Source organism: bacterium, assembly GCA_020444065.1.
In the GTDB taxonomy this organism is placed as follows: domain Bacteria; phylum Sumerlaeota; class Sumerlaeia; order SLMS01; family JAHLLQ01; genus JAHLLQ01.
In genome coordinates this window covers 203,052-223,647 of record JAHLLQ010000004.1, presented here as the reverse complement: position 1 = coordinate 223,647, position 20,596 = coordinate 203,052, and the positions used below count along the sequence as shown (strand labels likewise).

At 60.5% G+C, this 20,596-nt stretch carries 17 protein-coding genes; 14 read left to right on the top strand and 3 right to left on the bottom strand.

What is annotated here, in order from left to right; all coding sequences use genetic code 11:
• Positions 1 to 26 precede the first annotated feature (26 nt).
• From dnaA to KQI84_12095, 8 genes are all read left to right on the top strand, one after another.
• On the top strand, positions 27 to 1,466 hold the full coding sequence (dnaA, locus tag KQI84_12130; GenBank protein MCB2155626.1) for a chromosomal replication initiator protein DnaA: 1,440 nt from the start codon (positions 27 to 29) through the stop codon (positions 1,464 to 1,466).
• 183 nt (positions 1,467 to 1,649) lie between these two features.
• Positions 1,650 to 2,087, top strand: coding sequence for a type II secretion system major pseudopilin GspG (gspG, locus tag KQI84_12125; protein ID MCB2155625.1), 438 nt, complete (start codon positions 1,650 to 1,652; stop codon positions 2,085 to 2,087).
• 170 nt (positions 2,088 to 2,257) lie between these two features.
• Positions 2,258 to 2,965, top strand: a complete 708-nt coding sequence (locus KQI84_12120) for a polyprenol monophosphomannose synthase (protein ID MCB2155624.1) — start codon at positions 2,258 to 2,260, stop codon at positions 2,963 to 2,965.
• 26 nt (positions 2,966 to 2,991) lie between these two features.
• The gene (locus tag KQI84_12115; GenBank protein MCB2155623.1) at positions 2,992 to 3,828 is read left to right on the top strand and encodes a purine-nucleoside phosphorylase; all 837 of its coding nucleotides are present in this window, start codon (positions 2,992 to 2,994) and stop codon (positions 3,826 to 3,828) included.
• Between the two features lie 50 nt (positions 3,829 to 3,878).
• Positions 3,879 to 4,835 carry an ABC transporter ATP-binding protein gene (locus KQI84_12110; protein MCB2155622.1) on the top strand — a complete coding sequence of 319 codons (957 nt, stop codon included), beginning with the start codon at positions 3,879 to 3,881 and terminating at the stop codon, positions 4,833 to 4,835.
• Positions 4,832 to 5,605 (top strand): ABC transporter permease, encoded by a 774-nt coding sequence (locus KQI84_12105; protein ID MCB2155621.1) that lies wholly within the window; start codon positions 4,832 to 4,834, stop codon positions 5,603 to 5,605. Before KQI84_12110 ends, KQI84_12105 begins: the two co-directional genes overlap by 4 nt.
• Positions 5,605 to 7,197, top strand: a complete 1,593-nt coding sequence (locus KQI84_12100; GenBank protein MCB2155620.1) for a GldG family protein — start codon at positions 5,605 to 5,607, stop codon at positions 7,195 to 7,197. The genes KQI84_12105 and KQI84_12100 overlap by 1 nt, the downstream gene beginning before the upstream one ends.
• On the top strand, positions 7,194 to 8,936 hold the full coding sequence (locus KQI84_12095) for a DUF4340 domain-containing protein (GenBank protein MCB2155619.1): 1,743 nt from the start codon (positions 7,194 to 7,196) through the stop codon (positions 8,934 to 8,936). The genes KQI84_12100 and KQI84_12095 overlap by 4 nt, the downstream gene beginning before the upstream one ends.
• Positions 8,937 to 9,250: 314 nt before the next feature.
• Here KQI84_12095 and KQI84_12090 read toward each other — a convergent pair whose 3' ends face one another.
• The gene (locus KQI84_12090) at positions 9,251 to 10,666 is read right to left on the bottom strand and encodes a DUF1939 domain-containing protein (GenBank protein ID MCB2155618.1); all 1,416 of its coding nucleotides are present in this window, start codon (positions 10,664 to 10,666) and stop codon (positions 9,251 to 9,253) included.
• 631 nt (positions 10,667 to 11,297) lie between these two features.
• Between KQI84_12090 and KQI84_12085 the strand changes: the two genes are divergently transcribed.
• The 6 genes from KQI84_12085 (at position 11,298) to KQI84_12060 (ending at position 17,162) form a co-directional block, all read left to right on the top strand.
• A complete protein-coding gene (locus KQI84_12085; protein ID MCB2155617.1) occupies positions 11,298 to 11,951 on the top strand; it encodes a phosphoribosyltransferase in 654 nt (217 codons plus the stop codon).
• An 18-nt stretch (positions 11,952 to 11,969) separates the two neighbouring features.
• The gene (locus tag KQI84_12080; protein MCB2155616.1) at positions 11,970 to 12,620 is read left to right on the top strand and encodes a dienelactone hydrolase family protein; all 651 of its coding nucleotides are present in this window, start codon (positions 11,970 to 11,972) and stop codon (positions 12,618 to 12,620) included.
• Positions 12,621 to 12,688: 68 nt separating this feature from the next.
• Positions 12,689 to 14,137: an oligosaccharide flippase family protein gene (locus KQI84_12075; protein ID MCB2155615.1), complete on the top strand. Its 1,449-nt coding sequence runs from the start codon at positions 12,689 to 12,691 to the stop codon at positions 14,135 to 14,137.
• Between the two features lie 130 nt (positions 14,138 to 14,267).
• The gene (gene cmk, locus KQI84_12070) at positions 14,268 to 14,948 is read left to right on the top strand and encodes a (d)CMP kinase (GenBank protein ID MCB2155614.1); all 681 of its coding nucleotides are present in this window, start codon (positions 14,268 to 14,270) and stop codon (positions 14,946 to 14,948) included.
• A 46-nt stretch (positions 14,949 to 14,994) separates the two neighbouring features.
• Positions 14,995 to 16,437, top strand: a complete 1,443-nt coding sequence (gene cysS / locus KQI84_12065) for a cysteine--tRNA ligase (GenBank protein ID MCB2155613.1) — start codon at positions 14,995 to 14,997, stop codon at positions 16,435 to 16,437.
• Between the two features lie 44 nt (positions 16,438 to 16,481).
• Positions 16,482 to 17,162, top strand: coding sequence for a hypothetical protein (locus KQI84_12060; GenBank protein MCB2155612.1), 681 nt, complete (start codon positions 16,482 to 16,484; stop codon positions 17,160 to 17,162).
• On the opposite strand, the gene KQI84_12055 is transcribed toward KQI84_12060, so the two are convergent.
• Positions 17,159 to 17,728, bottom strand: coding sequence for a GNAT family N-acetyltransferase (locus KQI84_12055; GenBank protein ID MCB2155611.1), 570 nt, complete (start codon positions 17,726 to 17,728; stop codon positions 17,159 to 17,161). The genes KQI84_12060 and KQI84_12055 overlap by 4 nt on opposite strands.
• 179 nt (positions 17,729 to 17,907) lie before the next feature.
• Positions 17,908 to 20,529 carry an endonuclease gene (locus KQI84_12050; GenBank protein MCB2155610.1) on the bottom strand — a complete coding sequence of 874 codons (2,622 nt, stop codon included), beginning with the start codon at positions 20,527 to 20,529 and terminating at the stop codon, positions 17,908 to 17,910.
• Positions 20,530 to 20,596: the final 67 nt, after the last annotated feature.

The window sequence follows — 20,596 nt, the reverse complement described above, 5'->3', positions numbered from 1 at the left end:
CTCGACACGAAATGGAACACTCTTTCATGACCCGCATCACGCCCGATGTATGGGACAGGGTTCGTGATATCTTGCGCGAAAATGTGGGAGAAGCTGAGTATAATGCGTGGTTATTGCCCATAACTTTTGATGGAATTTGCGAAGAGTCACAGCGGGTGACCTTGTCCGTCACAAGCGAGTTTTACCAGAACTGGATTGAACGAAAATACGGCCGGCAGTTGCGCTCGGTCATGAGCGAGGCTGCAGGCCGCAATGTGGACGTCGATCTGATCGTCCGCGAGAAAACAGATAGCACTGAAGAGTCCTCTTCCACGGAAGAGCAGACGCCATTCGACGGTGGGATGTCTCACCGCCGCAGCGTTGTGGATTTCCGCCAGATGGGCGGCCGCCGAGGCTTCCAGCATTCGGCACCCAGCCCGCGGGTCGTGGATCCGCCACGGATCAATCCCCGGTATCGGTTTGAAGATTTCGTCGTGGGCGAAAGCAATCGCTACGCGCACGCAGCGGCCCAATCCGTGGCAGACTCTAACTCCCAGGCCTTCAACCCTCTGTTCATCTACGGACAGTCGGGTCTGGGCAAGACGCACCTGATGCAGGCCATCGGTCACGCGTTGTACGAGGCCGACCGCACGGTGCGCGTGATGTATGCGAGCTCCGAGCAGTTCATCAATAGCTTCATCGAGAGCATCCAGATGAACCGCAAGGTGGAGTTCCGTAATCAATACCGGAATGTGGACGTTCTGCTGCTGGATGACGTGCAGTTTCTGATGGGAAAGGAACGCACGCAGGACGAGATGTTCCACACGTTCAACACGCTGTTCGACGACGGGAAGAAGATCGTGCTTTCCAGCGATCGCCCCCCGCGTGACCTGGCGACGCTCGAGGAGCGGCTGCGGTCGCGCTTCGAGTGGGGCGTGATTGCGGATATCCAGCCGCCGGACCTCGAAACCCGAATCGCAATTCTGCGGCAGAAAGCGCGCCAGGAAGGCCTGCGGATCCCGAGCGACGTGCTGCAGTTCATCGCCGAGCGCGTGAAGTCGAACATTCGTGAGCTGGAGGGTACCCTGAAACGCATCAAGGTCTACGCGGGACTGCACGACTGTCCGATCAACCTGGAATCCGCCCGCGAGGTGTTGGGACACCTGATGGTCGGCCAGCCCCAGAGCCGGGTCAGTATCGAGGACGTGCAGCGCTGCGTGTGCGATTACTTCGAGATTACGCCGCAAGAGCTGCTGGGCAGCAATAGGTCCAAGAAATTCAGTCAACCACGTCACTTGGCGTTGTACTTGTGCCGCGAGTTGACGGACCTGAGCTTCCCCGACATCGCGGCGAAATTCGGCGGCAAGGACCACACGTCAGTGATCTATGCGTTCCGCAAGATCAAGAAGGCCGTGGATGCGGACGCCAACATGGCGAGCATCGTGGGGTACCTGACCAAGCAGATTCAGCGCGGGCAGGGGAACTGACCTCCCCCTGCCTGCGTTTCTCCCTTTTTTCCCTCCCCCGCCGTCGGTGGCCCGATGCTTGCCATTAGAATCGGTGTCCATCGCCAAACCGGACAGCACAAACAGGTGTCTTAGTTCGGCGAGGGGCAATCACACAGGGGAGAATGCGGAGCGTTTTCCTAATCTGAAGGAGGTTTGAGTTTGATGATTCGTCACAACAACCGCGGCCGCAGAGGCTTCACATTCCTGGAAATCATGTTCGTCGTCGTGATCATCGGCGTGCTGCTGGCCATCGTCGGCCCGCGTCTCGCCGGTAAGTCAAAGAAAGCCAGGATTCAGGCTGCCAAGACCCAGATTCACAACATCAAGCTCGGGCTCTCGCAGTTCGAGATGCACCTGGGACGCTTCCCGGACACGAATGAAGGCCTCGAGGCTCTGTTCGAAGAACCCAGCGACGCCCCTGAAGGCATGTGGGAAGGTCCCTATCTTGACGCCGATTCGGTTCCCAAGGACCAATGGGGCCACGAGTTCCGCTATCGCGCCCCCGGCGAGCACAGCAAAGACTACGACCTGTGGAGCGACGGTCCGGATGGCCAGGAAGGCACCGACGACGACGTCACCAGTTGGACAAAAAAGGAATAACCAACCAAGTCACCTCACTACGGAAAGCCGCCTCTTCGAACTGAAGGGGCGGTTTTTCATGAGGCCAGTCTGATCGGTTCTATCCCCGCGGGCCTTGACACCCGGGCCCTGAATCCGCAGACCTTACGGGCTGTGCCACGAGTGCGGCCACTCCCCGAAGCGAGCCCGTCATGCCGCGTGCCGTTTGCATCGTTCCGACCTACAACGAAGTGGAGAACATCGGCCATCTGATCGATGGTCTGATGGAACAGCGCGGACAGGTGGATGTGCTGGTCGTGGATGACGCGTCGGCGGATGGAACGGCCGACCTGGTTCGCGAGCGGGCCGAAGAGTACCCCGGGCGCGTGCATTTGCTGGAGCGCGAAGGCAAGCTGGGGCTGGGAACGGCCTACCTGGCGGGGTTCCGTTGGGCGATGGAGCGGGAATACGACCTCGCCATCACGATGGACGCGGACCTGTCGCATAATCCGAGGCACCTGTACGAGATTCTGCACATGGCGCGGATCGCGGATGTGGTCGTCGGGTCGAGGTATATCGCCGGGGGCGGCATCCGGAACTGGGGTCCGCATCGCTACGTCCTGAGTTGGGGCGCGAATACGCTCGCGCGAATGATCCTGGGACTGAAGGCACGGGATTGCACGAGCGGCTATCGGTGCTATCGCACGAAGCTGCTGCGCGGCATCGATCTGGATTCGATTCGTTCGGATGGATACAGTTGCCTGATGGAGCTGCTGGCTGTCTGCCAGCGCCGCGGCGCGCGCATCCGGGAGATCCCGATCGTCTTCCACGATCGGCGGGCAGGAGAATCGAAGATTTCAGGGCTGGAAATCGTAAAAGCCTTCGTGACACTGTGGCGCCTGCGCAAGAAGCTGGGCTGAGCATTTTCTGAAATGAGGAAGAAGACGTGAGTCATCTCGACGATCCGAAACAACATGAAGCGCTGATCAAGGACGCCGCGGACAGCGTGCGCGAGAAGGTCGGCGATGTGCCGAAGATCCTGGTCGTGGCCGGCAGCGGCCTCGGCAAGTTCGGCGAATCCGTCGAGGATGCCAAGTCGGTTTCCTACGACGAGCTGCGACACTTCCCCCAAAGCACCGTGGTTGGCCACGCCGGGCGCCTGGTCTGGGGCAAGGTCGGCGGTAAGCCCGTGATCGTCATGAGCGGCCGCAAGCACGTCTATGAAGGCGTCGATGTGCGCGAGACGGTGATTCCGCTGCGTGCGCTGTTGTCGCTCGGGGTCGAGACAGTGATTCTGAGCAATGCCGCCGGCAGTGTGAATCGTCTCTTCACGCCCGGCGACCTGATGCTGATCAACGACCACATCAACAACCAGTTCCGTAATCCGCTGATCGGCGCGAACCTGGATTCGATCGGGCCGCGCTTCCCGGATATGTCGGCTCCGTACGATCCGGAGCTGATGGAGTTGGCCCGCAGCACGGCCCGCGACTTGGGAATCACACTGCAGGAAGGCACGTACCTGGCCAGCACCGGCCCGACCTATGAAACACAGGCCGAAGTCCAGATGTTCCGCAGCATGACCGATGCCGTCGGCATGTCGACCGTGCCGGAGAACCTCGTGGCTGTACACGCCGGCGCACGCGTGCTGGGCATCTCGGTGATCACGAACTCGCTGGTGCTGAAGTCCGACGTCGTCACGACCCACGAGGAAGTGATGGAGACGGGCAAACTGGTTGGTGAGAAATTCTGTCAACTGGTTGCCGGCATTATCGAGCGTCTGTAATCGCTCGCCGGCGACGCCACCTTCGCGATGAAGCCGGAATCTTCTCGACGATGATCCATGTCGATTGCCTGACGAAGTTCTACGGGCCGAATCGGGCCCTCGACGGCTTGTCCTTTGACGTGCCGGAGGGGGAGATCCTTGGCTTTCTGGGCCCGAATGGTGCAGGCAAGACAACCACAATGAAGATCCTGACTGGTCTCGCGCTGCCCACCAGCGGTTCGGCGCAGATCGGCGGCTTCGACGTGACGCGCCGCCACCGCGACGTTCACCGGCTGCTCGGGTACCTGCCCGAAGAGGCGCCGCTCTATCCCGAGATGACAGTGCGCAGTTACCTGAAGTTCGTCGCGGGGATGAAGCTGGTCGAAGCGCGCGATGTGAACTTCCAGGTGGATCGGTCGCTCGAGGAAACCGGTCTCTCTGACGTGGGCGGACGGCTGGTCGGGAACTTGTCCAAGGGCATGCGGCAGCGCGTGGGCTTGGCTCAGGCCCTTCTCGGCGATCCGCGTGTCCTGATCCTGGACGAGCCAACCGTGGGGCTCGATCCCAGCCAAATTTCAGAAATCCGCGATCTGATTCATAAGATGCGCGGACACCGCACAGTGATTCTATCGACGCACATCCTGCCGGAAGTCGCCATGACGTGCACGCGCGTCGTGATTCTAAACCAGGGCCGTATCGTAACACAGGGCCCGGTCAAAGAAATTGGCCAGCAAAGCGCCGAGCGCCGTGTCCGCGTGCATGTGCAAGGCTTGCCCGCCGAGGCGGCGGACCTGTTGCGCGAAGCCGCACCGGATACGGAGATCGAGGTGCTCTCCGGCGCACCGAAGGGTGAAGGCTATCTGCGCGTGAAATGGCAGGGGCGCATGGAGTTCCGTCCGCTGATCGCACGTGCGATCCTCGATGGCGGCATGGAACTACTGGATCTCCATGAAGAGGAAGCGACTCTGGAAGAAATCTTCCTGCGCGCGATCAACGATCCGATGGCGAAAGTGGGGACGGAGTCATGATGGCCGCCATTCGCCAGACAATGCTCGTCTATCGTCGCGATCTGCGTGCGCTGTTCACGACTTCGCTCTTCTGGGTCCTGTCGGGCGTGTTCTTCCTGGCCAGCGGCCTCGTCTTCGTCGTTATGATGCTGGGTTTCGCCGATCCAGGATATGCGCAGGAGAACAACGTCAGTTCCAACGTTACGGTCGCGCTGGTCACACAACTCTTCCAGGTCATTCACTTCTTCCTACTGATGCAGGTTCCGATGCTGACGATGCGTGCGTTTGCTGAGGAACGCCGACACGGCACGCTCGCGCTGCTGCGAACCACGCCGGCCGGAGAATGGAGCCTGGTGCTTGGGAAGTTCCTCGCCAACAGTACCGCCCTTCTCGTCTACCTCGCGCTGACTCTCGTGTTTCCTGCGATCGTCACGTGGTTGAGCGATCCGGAGTGGGCGGTCGTGGCGACGTGTTACGGCGCGCTGGTGCTGGCGACTTTGGCGTACGTCGCCCTGGGTGTCTTCTTCTCCAGCCTGACGGAATCGCAAGTCGTCGCCGCGGTGCTGACATACATTGTCATCTTCATGCTTCTGATCGTCTCGACGTTGCTCGGAGCCTTCCGGTCGCCGGAATTGGCGCAGTTGGCAGAACATCTGACGATCGTCGGGCATATCGAAGGATTCCTGGCCGGATCGATATCGGCAGTCGATGGCGCGTATTTCGTGCTGTTCGCCTTCTTGTTCCTGTTCCTGGCGGTGCGGCAGATTGAATCGCTGCGGTGGAGGGCGTGATGAATCGATCGTCCTTCTACATGCTGCGCCAACTGTTTCTGCCGATCCTCGGCGCGGTACTGTTGTTGGGCACGTTGATCTGGGGTGCGATCCTGGGCGGCTTCCAGGCATGGTTGCTCGGCATGGGCGGCGCAGCCCTGGTGCTGCTGGTCCTCGGCATTGTGTGGCAGGAGCGCGGCAGCGTTCGCGACAGCGTTGCCTCGATCGCCTACAGCCTCTTCATCTTCCTGTCCTGCATTTTCGTGTATCTGATGGTCGCGAATCACTCGGTGCCGATCGATGTCACCGAGCATCGCGTTCATACATTGTCGGAGCAAACGCGCGTGTTCCTGCACCAACTGGACACCCAAGTGCAGGTCACGGTCTTTGCAGAGTTGGCCGATCACGCGTCGCTGAGGGATTTCCTGGATCTGTACGAGCGCGAATCTGACAAGATCCACTTCGAGATCTTCGATCCGACAATCAACGCAGCCGAGGCAATGCAGTTTGCAGACAGTGTGTATCCCGGCGATGTGTTTGTGACGGCATATCGTGGCGGCGAACAATTGCGCCGTCAACGGACGGTGATTCGCGCGACGGATCGCTATCGGGAGAACAGCCTTTCCAACGCTCTGCTGCGAGTCGTTCGCGGTCGCGATCAGAAGATCTACTTCCTGTCCGACAAGGGCGAGCGGGGATTGACTCCGCTCAAGGATCGTCGTCCCGGCCAGAATGATTTCTCCCTGCAGAAGGCCGCACAGCAGATGTCCGACAGCATCATGCCGGTTGCGGGATTGGATCTGCAGACAGCCGCGCAGATCCCGACCGATGCGGGTGTCGTGGTAATTTCCGGGCCGACAATCGATCTGTATGATCGGGAGCGCGAGATTCTGCTGAGCTACCTGGATGAAGGCGGATCGATTCTGATCTTGATCGATCCGATGCTGATCCAGGGGCGCGACTTCCCGAATCTGCGCGCCGTGATGCAGCGAGCAGGCATCGACGCTCCGAACGAGATTCTGATCGATCGCTTCGCACCTCGCGATGTCATGCAGGGCCTGCCCGTGATGGTGCGCCCGGTCGGAGAGCACGCGATCGTTGCGGCATCGAGCGACAAGCCGTTCCTGATGAACAACGTTCGTCCGCTGGAGAATCGGCCGGAACTTGCTTCCGCGGACGCGATGATCACTCCCCTGCTGGCGAGCCATGACAAGGTGTGGGCGGAAGATCCCCAGGAGTTGCGCGACACGTTGAAGGCAACTCCGCCCGAAGATGAGGCGCTGATTCATGCGTGGCCGACGGCGATGGCTTCCATATTCGGAACCCCCGGCGGCGTGCGGGGCGATGTTGCTCGGATGGTCGTGATCGGCGATTCCGATACGTTCGGCAACGACTTCGTTCAGGATGAGTCCGCGACGTTCCTGACCCAGTGTGTGAACTGGCTGGCTGCGCGCGAGGACCAGATGGCGATTCCGCCGAAACTGCTGCCGGCCACGCACCTGGAACTGACCGAGAAGCGCTTCTGGATCATCTGCGGCGGCCTGTTGCTCCTTGGACTGGGCCTGCTGGCAGGCGGTGTCGGCTACACGATCGCAAGGAGGCGCATGCGATGAACCTCCGCAAGCCGATCATCGCGGCGATCGTGGCGGCGCTTCTGCTGGGCGCATTCCTGGCAGATCGCAATCGCACGCGAACAGAGAATCTCCAGCAGGCCCAGGCGATGCGCATCATGGAGTTCGATTTCATGGATGCGACGATGGTGCTGCTCGAAAACGAATCGGGAACCTATCGCCTGGAAAAGAGGGACGGAGACGAGTGGTGGGTGACGACCCCCGTGGAAATGCGGGCGGATGTGGGACAGGTGAAGGCTCTCGTCGACAACATCCGCGGAGCGAAGAAGTCGCTCCCCTTCAGACCGGACGACTTGGAGACGTACGGCCTCGACGATCCGATGCCGATCGTGACCGTCCAGGCTAGCGTCGCGGGCAAGGACGAGAAGGTTCGACTGCTCTTCGGCAGAGAGGCCAGCCAGTTGGGCCGCGTTTATGCGATGGTGGATGGAACGGACGACGTTTTCACCGTTGGCGATTGGGTGCGCAACCAGGCGCAGAAGGATCTGCAACTGCTGCGCGACAAGATGCTGCTGCGTTTCGATCCGGTCGATGTTCAGACAATCGCGATCGGCGGTCAACGCCAGCAATTTGAACTGAAGAGAGACACCAAGGGAGAATTCCCGTGGTTACTCGACGACGATCGCACACCGGCCGATGGCGAGATGGTCGATCGCATGTTGGCGTCGCTCTCTCAGGCGCGCGCCGTCGCGATGATGGACGATCCGGCCACGTCGACCGCAGCGCTTGGATTTACATCGCCGACGCTGACGGTGGAGATTGCACTGGCCGATGGCAAGAAACAGCGATTGGAGGTCGGTAACAAGCTGGCCGGCGAGGGAGATTTCTTTGCGCGCTCGAATCTGAACGACACGATCGGCGTGCTGCGTTCGACTACGTTCTCGGATTTCCTGCGCCCGCGGATGGAGTGGAGCACGAAGCGCTTCCTGTGGTTGACTCCCGAGCAGATTCAGCGCCTCGAGACGCGCTCTGGCCGCGCCGAGATGGCGATGGCGCGCAACGAAGAGGGCAATTGGGAGTTCGAGGAATTCCCGGACCTTGAAATGAACCCCGAGAAGTTGAGTAGCTTCCTGCAGGCCGCCACGAGTTTTGCCGCAGATCGCCCGATCGGCGGGGCGGCGCTGCGGCGCTACGGACTCGATTCGCCGAGCCTCGAGCTAATTGCGTGGGGCGCAGACGGCAAGGCCCAGGGCCTTCGCGTCGGCACAGTCGACACGGCAGAGGGCATTGCCTACGCAGAACGCCTGCAAGATCACACGATCTGGGGAATCGACTTCCAGCGGGTGAATGAGTTGTATAAGTTCCGTCGCGACCTGGAAGAGCGGCGTATCCAGACCGGCTTCGGCGATCGTACGGAACACGTGCGCCTGCTGACCGGACAGAACACCGTGGAAATCACAAAACAGTCCGGCGTGTGGAAGCTCTCCTTCCCCGGCCAGGCAACGCGTGTCGTGTCCGATGATAAGGTAGACACGTTCATCGCTCGTGCAGAAGCACTCGAATGGAACAGTGAACTCGTCTCCGGTGATGCCGGGGCGTCAAATCTGAAGCTCGAGTTCCTCGATGCAGACGATGAAGTGATCTATCAGTTCGAGCTACTGGCCGACGCCAATGGCGATCCGCTGGTTCGCACCGGCGGCCGCACCTATTACGTCGAGCCAAAGCAACTGAGCCTGCTTGATCAATCAATGGTCGATCTGCTGCGGCGCGACAACGAGTAGTCTCTCCTCTCCCCTTTCAATTCTTTGCAGTGCTGAATAGAAGCACCATGTGAGTGTGCTCCATTGCGGCGAGTTGCGCGAGCGGCCAAGTGGCTTGAGGCAATGCCTCGCCTAAAAAAGGAATTCGGCCGGACCGATCTTGCGATCGATCCGGCCGGCGCCGAGGTGTGGCGCGATCCGACAGACTTTAAAGAAAGGGGGCTTCGGCTAGGTCCGCTTTCCCCCGAAGAACGGACTTTATCGCCGAAGCCCCCGTCACGGTGACACGCTCAAACGAGGCATCCGAGCGTCCCCCCATGAGTCAAGCCTGCGGATCAGTACCCGTTAGGCGCGTACACGGCGTAGCCGCGCGGCGGTGCCCAAACTTCGACCCAGCCGCTGCTGTTACACCACTTGCTGGAGGGCTGATAGTTCTGGCCGCTGTTGGGCGAGTACCAGGCGTAGCACTTCAGGGTCTTGTTCTTCAGGTTGCCATTCGAAGTCTGGACCCAGGAGCCGCGCCAGGAGTAGCTGTCGTCGTTGATCGCGATGATGAAGCCCGGGTGGCTGCTGTTGCCGTCGGCGTCGCCGTAGATCAACAGGTTGCCATCGTTGGTCTTCAGGTTCTGGACGTTCGGTCCGCCGTTGCCCAGCTTGTTACGAACCCAGGTCAACTGCTTGATGCCGTTGCCCCACTGGCCGCCAAGGGTTGCAAGACCGTAGTTGAAGTAATCCTTCCAGTAGATGCAGGGATAGCCCTTGTAGGTCATCGTGTAAGCATAGGCCAGCATCTTGTCGGTGAAGATCTCGTCGGTGTCGTGGTTCCCGACGAATCCGACGGCGCGATAGCTGTTCTTGGCCGCGAAGGACTTGTTGCTATTGACGAGGTTTGGCATGTAGCCGCCACCGCCGGTGTTGGTGCAGATATCTTTCAGCGTGTAGTAGGCTGCGAAGTCAAACGCCTGGCAGTCGGCAGAGCCGGCCCACCAGTTCAACGTGCTGGTGTTGGAATCCCAGTACTCGCCAACGCCCATGCCGTAGCCGGTGTTGTAACGGAAGTCCTTGGACATCCACGGGTGATAGCCCTTCACGTAGTCGAAGCGCCATCCGCCGTTGAAGCCGGCGTTGCCGGTGTTCTTCAGCCAGTTGCCCCAACTGATCAAGTCGCCGTAGGGCTGGCCTGGAGCAGAACCAGTGTTGTGGCAGACGTCCGGATAGCCACCAAAAACGCCTTCGTCCGACCATTCGAAGGTCGACGGGTGGAAGTCATTGTAGTTCCACACGCACATGCCGGAGGACTGGTTATTGAACTTCGTCCAGGTGTTGTAGCCGGCGTTGGGGTTGTATTCGCTGTTACCGCCACTGCGGTGGTTGAGGACGATGTCCGCCATCGTCACAACGCCGTAGCCGCGATACTTGGAGGTGGCGGCCTTCAACTCAGCCTGCGTTCCGAAACGGGTGGCGGTTGTGCCGTGCTGATAGTACTGGCCAACGTCATAATAGTCGTGCGGGTCGTAGCCCATGGAGTAGCCGCCGCCGGCGCATTTCGACGGGGGCGGGAAGTACATGCGGTCGATGCCTTCGCCGCCAGTCATGTAGCGCAGACTGTAGGCGTTGTTCTTCATCGTGTTGTACCAACCATTGGGGGTGTCCCAATAGAAGCCTTGCATCATAACACCGGCCTGGAGGCCTGCCGGCAGTGCGAGGGCGAGTGCGGCGCCGGCAACGAGAGCTTTACTAAATTTCTTCATGGTGACTTTCCCTTCTGCCCTTCTGAGCCGGCGATGCGGTGCGGTGCGACGCTCGACTTTTCGGACAATTTGGATTTCGTCACTTGGGCTTCCCCCCGACAGGCAAAGCCTTTATTGACGTTGGACCACTTCAATCAAAAACGGTGCGAACGTGCAACGCGATTAATCTTTCGAATTCCGAAAATTTGGAAAAATACAATGAAACGTTTTATAAAAACCGGGTGCCCAGGCCTCTGGTTAAGGGCTTGCTCGCCCGCGGTTTCTCAAGCGGTAAATAAACAGCACAAATCCAATTATATCAATCTTTCACGATGAAGTCTTGGTGCGCTCAAACTGAGTAAGACAAGAAGCCGCGTCGCAGGATTTTGATAAAACGAAGGCGCTTGGCATGGAAAATCACTTCTCTTCGAATTTCCGCTCTCACTTTGCCCGCCGGTTTTCACGGCTGTTAAAGATTGACCGGTCCAAACGACGCCGTTTTGCTCCGAATGGACCCTACCATGCCTTTCTATGATCCGATTCCTGGACATCCTGTGCAGTGAGGACTTGAGCTCTGGGATCGTCCGTGCAACTGTGAGTTCAATCGACCTTCTCTTCGAGAGTGGGCGCCACTCGCACCGGGATCAATGCAATGCCCTACTGGGGAAAAGGCCTCCATTTCACGGACCGCAGAGAAGCGGGCCGGCTGCTGGCTCGGGAACTCACGTCCTATGCGGGCCGGGACGATGTCATCGTTCTGGCGCTGCCCCGCGGCGGCGTTCCCGTGGGCTATGAAATCGCCAAAGCCCTGGGCGTTCCGCTCGACGTCTTTATTGTCAGGAAGCTCGGCGTGCCCGGGCGTGAGGAGTTGGCGATGGGTGCGATCGCAACGGGAGGCGTGCGCGTTCTGAACAGCGACGTGATCGAGGCGCTGGCAATTGCCGATCGCGAGATCGAGCAAGTAACACGGCGGGAAGAAGCCGAGCTCATGAGGCGGGAATCGCTGTATCGCGGCGATCGCGTACCGATGATGTTGGCGGGAAGAACTTCGATTCTTGTAGACGACGGGATTGCAACGGGTGCTTCGATGTGGAGTGCGCTGGTTGCGCTGAAAGACTTGAAAGTTGCGCACTCGATTGTCGCGGTGCCCGTGGCGCCGGAGGATACGAAGTCAACATTCGAGAAGCGAGCTGAGGACTTCGTCTGCCTGAGCACACCATCGCCGTTCGGCGGCGTTGGTGCGTGGTACTCGGATTTTACGCAGACCGACGATGAGGAAGTCCGTCGGCTGCTTGCAGAATTCTAAGAACGAAAGGACGATACTATGAGCGAGGAAGGGTTGGTCGAGATTCAGACAAGCTCTGCTGAACTGAAAGGAATCCTGAAGATTCCGCCCAGGGCCAGGGGGATTGTTCTGTTTGCACATGGCAGCGGCAGCAACAGGAACAGTCGGCGGAACCGGGTTGTTGCAGAGGATCTCAACGAGAGCGGCCTCGCTACTCTTCTCTTTGATATGCTGACGAAGGAGGAGGAGGAAATCGATGCACGCACACGGCGGCATCGCTTCGATATTGGACTCCTCGCGACGCGTTTGACGGAAACAACCGAATGGCTGACGCGCCAGGACGAAACGCATCAATTGAATATCGGCTACTTCGGGGCCAGCACCGGCGCCGCAGCGGCGATTGTCGCGGCCAGTTGGAATCCGGGAATTGTCAAAGCCATCGTCTCGCGCGGAGGGCGCCCGGACCTCGCTGGCAAGGAAGCTCTCGGTCGCATCCACGCCCCGATCTTGTTGCTCGTCGGGGGCGATGACACTCCGGTGATCCGCATGAACGAGGCGGCCGTGGAGCACATTGTCTGCCACAAGCACTTCGAGATTATTCCCGATGCCGGGCACCTGTTCGAGGAACCCGGAAAACTGGCAGACGTGATTCTGCACGCTCGACAGTGGTTTCGGGAATACCTCGAATGAGGCGCAGCGAATAGCGGCAGCGGGCAATCCCCCTTGCCCGTGTTCGCGTGTTGCATCCAGCTAACTGCATGAAGAGTCGATCCCCCGTCACCGCCGTCCGATGGGTGCTGGCGTTCACATTCGCTCAGCGCCTGATCGGCATTGCCGGCCTGGCCATCATCGCGCGCCTGGTCAGCGAAGCGGAATGGGGTGTTTATCGGCAGGTCATTTCGCTCCACCTGATGGTCTGGGCGGCGCTTTCACTCGGGTTCGATCAGTTGGTCGTGCGCGAGGCCGAGCAGCGCGAACGCTACGGGCGGGCCTTGCGCGGCGCCCTGATGCTCGGGGCCGCGATCCTCGCAATCGTTGCCTGGGCGGGGCACGGCGTCATCGCCGGCTGGATGGGCCTCGGCGACAGCAGTTACCTGCTCTGGTTCTTCCCGCTGATCGTCTTTCTGGAAACACTGAAGCTGAACGTGAAGCCGCTGCACGTGGCGGAGTTGAACTTCGCGCGGATCGGCGTGGCGGAGTTCAGCAACACGGCCGTGACGCTGCTTGGCGGAGCCGCCCTGGTCCTGCTGTGGCATTCCGTGGCGGCGCTTTACACGGCGTATGCGGTGGCTGCCGTCGTCGAGGTGGCGATCCTATGGCGGGGGCGATCCTTCGGTACAATCTTCCAGGTTGGTGCCGCGTGGCGCGAGTTTCGAGCCCTGGTTGGCAAGCATCGACGGTTCTGCTCGGTTTTCACGGCGGATCAACTTCTGAATGCGAGCGGCGCCCAGGCGCCGGTGCTGATTCTTGGCGCGCTGGTGGGCGAGGCGGCAGCGGGCGTCTTCGCGATGGCCAACGCACTGATTGCGATGCCGATGTTCCTTCTCGTGCACGCGATCGGGCGAGTCGCCTTCCCGGCGCTGGCGGGACTGGAAGAGAACGAGCTCCAACGCCGGGTTCTCCTGACTCTCCGCGGAGCGTCTGCCACGATTCCGATCGTTCTGCTCGGGTTGGCGTTCTATGCCCCGATCCTGGTCCACCTGATCCTCGGTGCGGACTGGGTAGACAGCGCCGCCCCGATGTTCAAGTGGTTGGCGCTCTACCTGGTCTTCCAGGGCCTCTTCTCGCCCATTTCGAGCCTGGACGTCCTGCGCGATCGGCCAGAGGTCGGCCTGTTCTGGAACGGCGCGAACCTGATCGTGCGAGCCGGCGCTCTGATCTGGGGAGCATCGCGAGGGGTGGAGACCGCAATAGCAGCCCTGGCGGTGTGCTCCGCTGCAATGTGGCTCGTCTACGGCGGGCTGCTGGCCTGGCTGCTGCGGGCAGGCTACACGAAGTTCTTCCTTTCGTGGATGCGCTTCATCCCGCTGTGGGGACTCTTCGGACTGGCTCTGTGGGGCCTGTGCGCGCTGCTGCCGGATCACCAGATCGTGTCGTTCCTGCTGGCCGCGGTGCCCACGCTGCTCTACGGCGCGGCGCTGCGCTTCTGGGATCGCGAGACTTACGATTTGCTGATGCGGCTGGGGACGAAGTTCCGCAAGACGTGACAGCTCGATCACGCCATATCCAACCCATTGCTTCCTGTATCTTCCCTTGCCCGACGGGCCCGCGGTGGCCTAGGCAATCCGTTGTCCGGGCGCGGGCGGCCGCGCGCCAAATTCCGGGAGACAGCTCACAGTGCAGAAGGCTCCAGTTGTTGCTATCGACGGCCCCGTTGGGGTCGGGAAATCCACCGTCGCGCGCCGCGTCGCCGAACAACTCCACTTCAGACACATCGATACCGGCGCCATGTACCGCGCCGTCGCCTGGAGTTTCCTCCAGTTGACCGATGAGCAAGCGACGACCGATCGACTGGTCGCGCTGGCGCGGAATTTGTCGTTGGAACTGCGCGATGACGGAACGGTGTGGCTGGACGGGAAGGAAATCACACAGGCCATCCGCGACGAAGAGGTCGGACGCAATGTGCACCGCGCGGCCGATAACATCGATGTGCGCGAGGCCTTGGTCGATCAGCAGCGCCGCATCGGACTGCAACGATCGAGCGTTCTCGAAGGTCGCGATATCGGCACGGTCGTTTTCCCGGATGCCGCGTGGAAGATCTACCTCGACGGTTCGCCCGAAGTGCGCGTGCAGCGACGCGCGGCTCAGTTGAAAGCAATGGGCAAGCCCGTTCCGCACGAAGAGATTTATCGTAATCTGATCGATCGGGACGAACGCGATCGGCGCCGCGAGTGGGGCGCCTTGCGAATCGCGGACGACGCCACATTGGTCGACACGACGGACCTGGATGAGGACACCGTCGTGAGCCTGATCTGTTCAGTCGTGCGCGAAAGCCCCGTCGAGCAGTTGGCCACCTGATTCAGAACCTCTCTTAAACAAACATCGATTTCGCCAGGAGACGTCCATGTCCCTTCGCATCACCAACTCCATGACGCGCCAGAAGGAAGAATTCGTTCCTCTCGATCCCGAGGGGAAGAAGGTCCTCTTCTACAATTGCGGGCCGACTGTCTATGGGCCGTTTCACATTGGCAATGCGCGCAACTTCGTTGTCGTCGACGTGATGCGGCGCTGGCTGGAGTACAGCGGCTATGATGTAAACTTCGTGCAGAACCTGACGGACGTGGACGATAAGATCATCGCTAGGGCTACTGAAGAAGGCATTCCCGCCGAGGAGGTCGCGGAGAAGTACACGAAGTTGTTCTTCGAGCACGCAGAGGCGCTCGGCGTGCGCCGCGCGACGCGGCATCCGAAGGCGACAGAATTCATCGGCCAGATGATCGGCCTGATCAAGAGTCTGGTCGACAAAGATCACGCGTACGCGAGCGAGGACGGCTCGGTCTGGTTCGACGTTCGATCCTTCAAGGAGTACGGTCGCCTGTCGCGGAAGAAACTCGACGACATGAGGCAGGGCGAACGCGTATTGGAAAGTCAGCAGAAACTGAAGCGCAGCCCGCTTGATTTCTGCCTTTGGAAAGCCGCGAAACCCGGCGAGCCCGCGTGGGATTCGCCCTGGGGCAAGGGGCGCCCCGGGTGGCACATCGAGTGTTCCGTCATGTCGATGGCATGTCTGGGTTCGGATACAATCGACATCCACGCCGGCGGCGCGGATCTGCGCTTCCCACACCACGAAAACGAAATCGCGCAGAGCGAATGCCACACGGGGCATCCGTTCGTGCGCTATTGGGTTCACAACGGCTTCCTGAACATCGATGGCGAGAAGATGTCGAAGTCGCTGAAAAACTTCAAGACGATCGATGCATTGCTTGAGAAGTTCGATCCTATTACGCTGCGCCACTTCCTGATCTCGGCGCACTACGGGACGGAGCTGGACTTCACGGTGGACAACCTGGAAGCAGCCCAGAAGGCCTCGACTCGATACAGCGATGCGTATCGCGAGGCGCTACACTTGCTCGGCGATTTGCCAGAGCCCGAGGAGTGGGAGAACCACGAGCAGTTGGTCGAGGTCGAGAAGCGCTTCGCCGCCGCGATGGACGACGATTTCAACACGGCGCAGGCCCTGGCCGTCCTGTTCGATCTTGTTACGATTGTGAACAGCGAACGCGCCCGAGTGGAACGCGGCGAGACCGATGAAAAGGCGTTCCTGGCCGGCGCAACGGCCCTGCTGGGCGTCTTTCGCGAAGTCCTCGGCGTGACGTGCGAACTGGAGCCTGAGGAGGAGCAGATCGCCGGTCTTGAGGAGGATCTGCTGCAACTTCTGATCGACATACGCGCGCGCGCGCGTCAGGATAAACAGTACGCACTCGCCGATATGGTTCGGGATCGATTGGGCGACCTGGGTATTGCCCTGGAAGACCGTCCCGGCGGCACGATCTGGAAGAAATCCTGACGCCTGGACGAACCGCCGGGCGGGAAGGTGGCCCGACGGTGCACATGGATCGCCTGATCATCGACGAAGGCTGGACCCCCCAGGATAGCCCGGAAGTACTGTGCTATGTTGCGAGCGATCTGCGCGCGTATATGGATTTCCCCGCGCGGTTGCTGCACCATCGCGCGATGTCGGATTCGAGCGTTACCTGGCAACTCGGCAGCGCATCGCTCGACCGACTGGCGGGGCTCGATCTCGATCTGAATCCCGATCTCGATTCCCAGACAATCTCGAAAACTCTGGTGGATGTGGATGGCGCATTCCCCAACGAGACGCCCAATCCATTCTGCGGTGACAATGATGACGGCATGGGAATTGTCGTGGAGTTCACGCTGCCAGACGATCTCTCGAAGGACCTCTCGCACCGCTGGTTGGAGTACCTCGCCGCGTTCGAGGAACTTCACGCGGAACGTTTCGGCCCACTGTGGCAGTTTGTAAAGGACTGGAAATCCCCCGACCCGAATCGATTCACGGCCGAAATTCCCTATCGCTTCAGCGACTGGCGTAACGTCCGATTCCGCGCGCACTTTCTCGAACGATATGGCGCAGAGAAACTAGGGACGGAGACCCCGTTCATCGTGTCGCTGTTTGGCGTGCGTCCTGATGCGGTGCCGTATGCGAGTTGGATTCTGATGGAAATCGCCGCGGGATTGGGTGGCCGAATCCTGATCCCAAGTGCCGACTAGGCGCGACGCTCGAATTCACTCCGCAGTATACCGTAAATCTCAATATCCTCGAAGTGATCCCACTTCTTGACGTGCTCGCGCATGCGCCCTTCGTGCTGCATACCGATCTTCTCCATCACGCGCCCGGAAGCCGGGTTGCGTGTGAAGTGGTGCGCATGGATGCGGTGGAGATTCAATTCCTCGAAGCCGTAACGCAACATCTCCTCAGCGGCTTCGCTGCAGTAGCCTTTGTTCCAGAAAGGACGCCCGATCCAGTAGCCGAGTTCGCCGTGACCATGATTGAGCGTTAGCACAAACCCGATCGCACCGATCAGCAGACCATCGCTCTGGCGCACGATCGCGAAGATCGCAACCCGTCCCTGCTCGAAGTCGCGACGGTGCGTGCGAATCCACTGGTCGGCCAGGCCATCCTCGTACGGGAAGGGGATGTTGAGAGTTGTCTCAGCGATCTCACGCTCCCCCGCCAGCGTCTGCACCTCTGGCGCATCGGTGAGCGCGAACGGGCGGAGAATAAGGCGCCTGGTCTCCAACGAGGGCTGAAGGCGCGGGACGGACTCACTCGACATGGACTCGAACTCCCTGGAGCATATGACACTACTGGGGCCAATGATTGAGCGGAAGTCAAGCGCAGGGGCGCGATACGGCTTCCTCTAAAAAGAACCCCGCCCCGCCGAGGGGGGAAATTCGGCGGGGCGGCGGTCGGGTCCCTCAGGGAGGACAACCGAAGGCTAGTCGGGGGGAAAGCCTAGTTGATTGTCGCCGTCAGGTTGATGCTGGATGCCTCGTATCCATACACCGAAATGTAGTACATGCTGCCGGCCACCAGCGATGGGCTGGAGCTGCCATTCACCGTCACCGTCTCGCTCGAACCCCAGGCGTACGGCCGGAAGTCCCAACTGCTCGATGTCGGCTGGCTGCCTTGCTTCACGTAGACGTCGCCATCGCCACTGCCGGTCATAACAACCTGCAACTGGCTCGAGCCGGCGGGCACGTAGATCGAGTGGTGCGTCCAGGAATGGTACGCAACGCTCTCACTGATCGTCACGCCGCTCGTCATGTCGCCACCGGTTGGAGTGGATGTCGCTGTCGCCGTCGGGGTGGGAGAAGGTGTCGGGCTCGGCGTGGCGGAACTCGTCGTGATCGTCGGGGTCAGCGTGTAGGACGAGGTCGCCGAAGCGTAGCCGTACACGGAGATGTAATAGGTCACGCCAGTGTTCAGCGCCGGGCTGGAACTGCTGTTGATCGTCACGGTCTCGCTCGAGCCACCAACGTAAGGACGGAAGTCCCAGGAACTGGCGGTCGGCTGGCTGCCGCTCTTGACGTACAGATCGGCGTCGTTGTTGCCCGTCATGACGATCTGCAACTGGGTCGCATTCGACGGGACGTAGATCGTGTAGTGATCCCAGGCGCCATTGGCGACGCTGTCACTGATCGTCACGCCACTGGTCAGTCCGCCGGAGCTCGGCGTCGGCGAGGGCGACGGAGAAGCCGTCGGGCTTGGGCTCGGGCTGGGTGTCGGCGTAGGCGTCGGAGACGGGGTCGGCGACGTGCTGCCGGCGGTTCCCAGATTCGAGAAGTCGTCAATGCTGTAGGCAATCCACTGGACACTCGGATCAAACGTGTCGGTGCCGTTGGAGTCGCCGGAGGTCACCGTGGACTTGCGACGCAGCGTCTGGTCCTGCGTGCTGACGCCGTTGGCGCTCCAGGCGCTGCCCGGATCCTGGCCGATGCGGCCAATCACGTCGACGGTGGTGCCGCTGTAAACCAGGGCCACGGCATCGTCGCCGTTCCAGGAACTGTTGGAGAACAGCATATCCGAAACGCTCGTCAGAGCGGAAACGGAGCTATCGTCGGCGATGACGTAGACATCACCCGCGGCCAGCGTGCCGGACAGGTTGATCGTCGAACCGGCGGAGGTGCCGCCGTTGAAGAACACTTGCACGGACCAGCCGGAGAGGCTGACCGAGGAGCCGCTGCCGTTGTAGATCTCGACGGCCTTGTTGTAGCTGGAGCCTTCAACGTACTCGGTGAAGAACAGGTTCGCGGCGCTCGAAGGCGTCGGGCTCGCGGTGGCCGTGGCCGTCGCCGTCGGGCTCGGCGTCGGGGTGGACGATCCGGTGACCGTCGCCGTCAGCGAGTAGGACGAGGTCGACGAGCTGTAGCCATAAACCGAAACGTAGTACATGCTGCCGGCAACAAGCGTCGGGTTGGAGCTGCTGTTGACCGTCACGGTCTCGCTCGAGCCGTTGACGTACGGACGGAAGTCCCAACTGCTCGAGGACGGCTGGCTGCCTTGCTTGACGTAGACGTCGGCATCGTTGGTGCCGGTCATGACGACCTGCAACTGAGTCGCACCGGCCGGAACGTAAATCGAGTAGTGATCCCAGGCGCCCTGGGCGACGGAATCGCTGACCGTCACGCCGCTGGTCAACGTGCCACCGGTCGACGTCGGGGTCGGCGTCGGGGTCGGCGTCGGGCTGGCCGTTGTCGTAGCGGTCGGAGTCGGCGTCGGGCCACTGCAGGCTGCTCCGCCGTAAACGGAGCAAACGTATTCCGGATGGTCGACGTACGGATTACGGTTATGCTGGTAGTTCGTGTAGACCAAGTGATTGCGGCGGCGGTCCCACTGCACGACGGGGTCAAGCGCGTGCCACTCGAGCAGTGTGCTGATCTTCGCCATGTGGGGTTCGCCGGTTACGGGCTGGCCATCATCCAGGGACAGATCCGGCTCGTTGGACTGGTCGCCATTGTAGCGGGTGTCCATATAGAAGAGCGCGCGGGCCACGTCGCCCTTGCGTCCATCCCAGGGCTCGAAAGCGTCGCCGAGCAGTTTGTTGACGTCGGTCGTGCCTACGACCGCGTACTCGGTGCCACCGGTTGCCCAGTCGAAATAGTGGTTGTTGCGGGTCGAGTTGATGTTCTTCTCGCACGCAAACAGGTGATGAACGTCGGTGTAGGGGGGCCAGCTCTCGTAGTTGAAGCCGAACGACTTCGGGAACGAGTGCTCGCGGTTCCAAACGTAGGTCGCGCTGCTCGAGCCATCCTGATCGGTCTTGGGGATCGAGCGGTTCGAGTACAGGTCGAGGATGTTGTTGGAATTGCTGGGGTCCTGATCGATTTCACGCAGAGCCGTCCACACGCCGGGCGTGTAGGAGAGCTTCGTGTGATCGTCGATGATGTTGTGGAGAGCGTTCTTGAGAGCGCTTCCGGTGAGTCCGGATGCCGAATCATAGTAGCCGGAAGGGGGATCGTATTCATCCGCCAGGGCCAGACTCGACATGAGGAATGTGAGGGAAAGAACCAGAAGAGTACTGCAGAGGGTGCGCATCGAATGTGCGCGAGAAGCTAATGACTCATGGGGGGTCACGGCGCCTTCTCCTTCCGAGAGAAAATTTTTCGCCTGCCTTCAGTAGAACAGAGGAATATGCATAGCG

Coding starts and splice junctions, on each gene's coding strand:
- KQI84_12095 (MCB2155619.1), top strand. CDS start 7,194: ATGAACCTCCGCAAGCCGATCATCGCGGCGATCGTGGCGGCGCTTCTG.
- KQI84_12085 (MCB2155617.1), top strand. CDS start 11,298: ATGCCCTACTGGGGAAAAGGCCTCCATTTCACGGACCGCAGAGAAGCG.
- KQI84_12110 (MCB2155622.1), top strand. CDS start 3,879: ATGATCCATGTCGATTGCCTGACGAAGTTCTACGGGCCGAATCGGGCC.
- KQI84_12080 (MCB2155616.1), top strand. CDS start 11,970: ATGAGCGAGGAAGGGTTGGTCGAGATTCAGACAAGCTCTGCTGAACTG.
- KQI84_12120 (MCB2155624.1), top strand. CDS start 2,258: ATGCCGCGTGCCGTTTGCATCGTTCCGACCTACAACGAAGTGGAGAAC.
- cysS (MCB2155613.1), top strand. CDS start 14,995: ATGTCCCTTCGCATCACCAACTCCATGACGCGCCAGAAGGAAGAATTC.
- KQI84_12060 (MCB2155612.1), top strand. CDS start 16,482: ATGGATCGCCTGATCATCGACGAAGGCTGGACCCCCCAGGATAGCCCG.
- KQI84_12090 (MCB2155618.1), bottom strand. CDS start 10,666: ATGAAGAAATTTAGTAAAGCTCTCGTTGCCGGCGCCGCACTCGCCCTC.
- gspG (MCB2155625.1), top strand. CDS start 1,650: ATGATTCGTCACAACAACCGCGGCCGCAGAGGCTTCACATTCCTGGAA.
- dnaA (MCB2155626.1), top strand. CDS start 27: ATGACCCGCATCACGCCCGATGTATGGGACAGGGTTCGTGATATCTTG.
- KQI84_12075 (MCB2155615.1), top strand. CDS start 12,689: ATGAAGAGTCGATCCCCCGTCACCGCCGTCCGATGGGTGCTGGCGTTC.
- KQI84_12100 (MCB2155620.1), top strand. CDS start 5,605: ATGAATCGATCGTCCTTCTACATGCTGCGCCAACTGTTTCTGCCGATC.
- KQI84_12055 (MCB2155611.1), bottom strand. CDS start 17,728: ATGTCGAGTGAGTCCGTCCCGCGCCTTCAGCCCTCGTTGGAGACCAGG.
- KQI84_12105 (MCB2155621.1), top strand. CDS start 4,832: ATGATGGCCGCCATTCGCCAGACAATGCTCGTCTATCGTCGCGATCTG.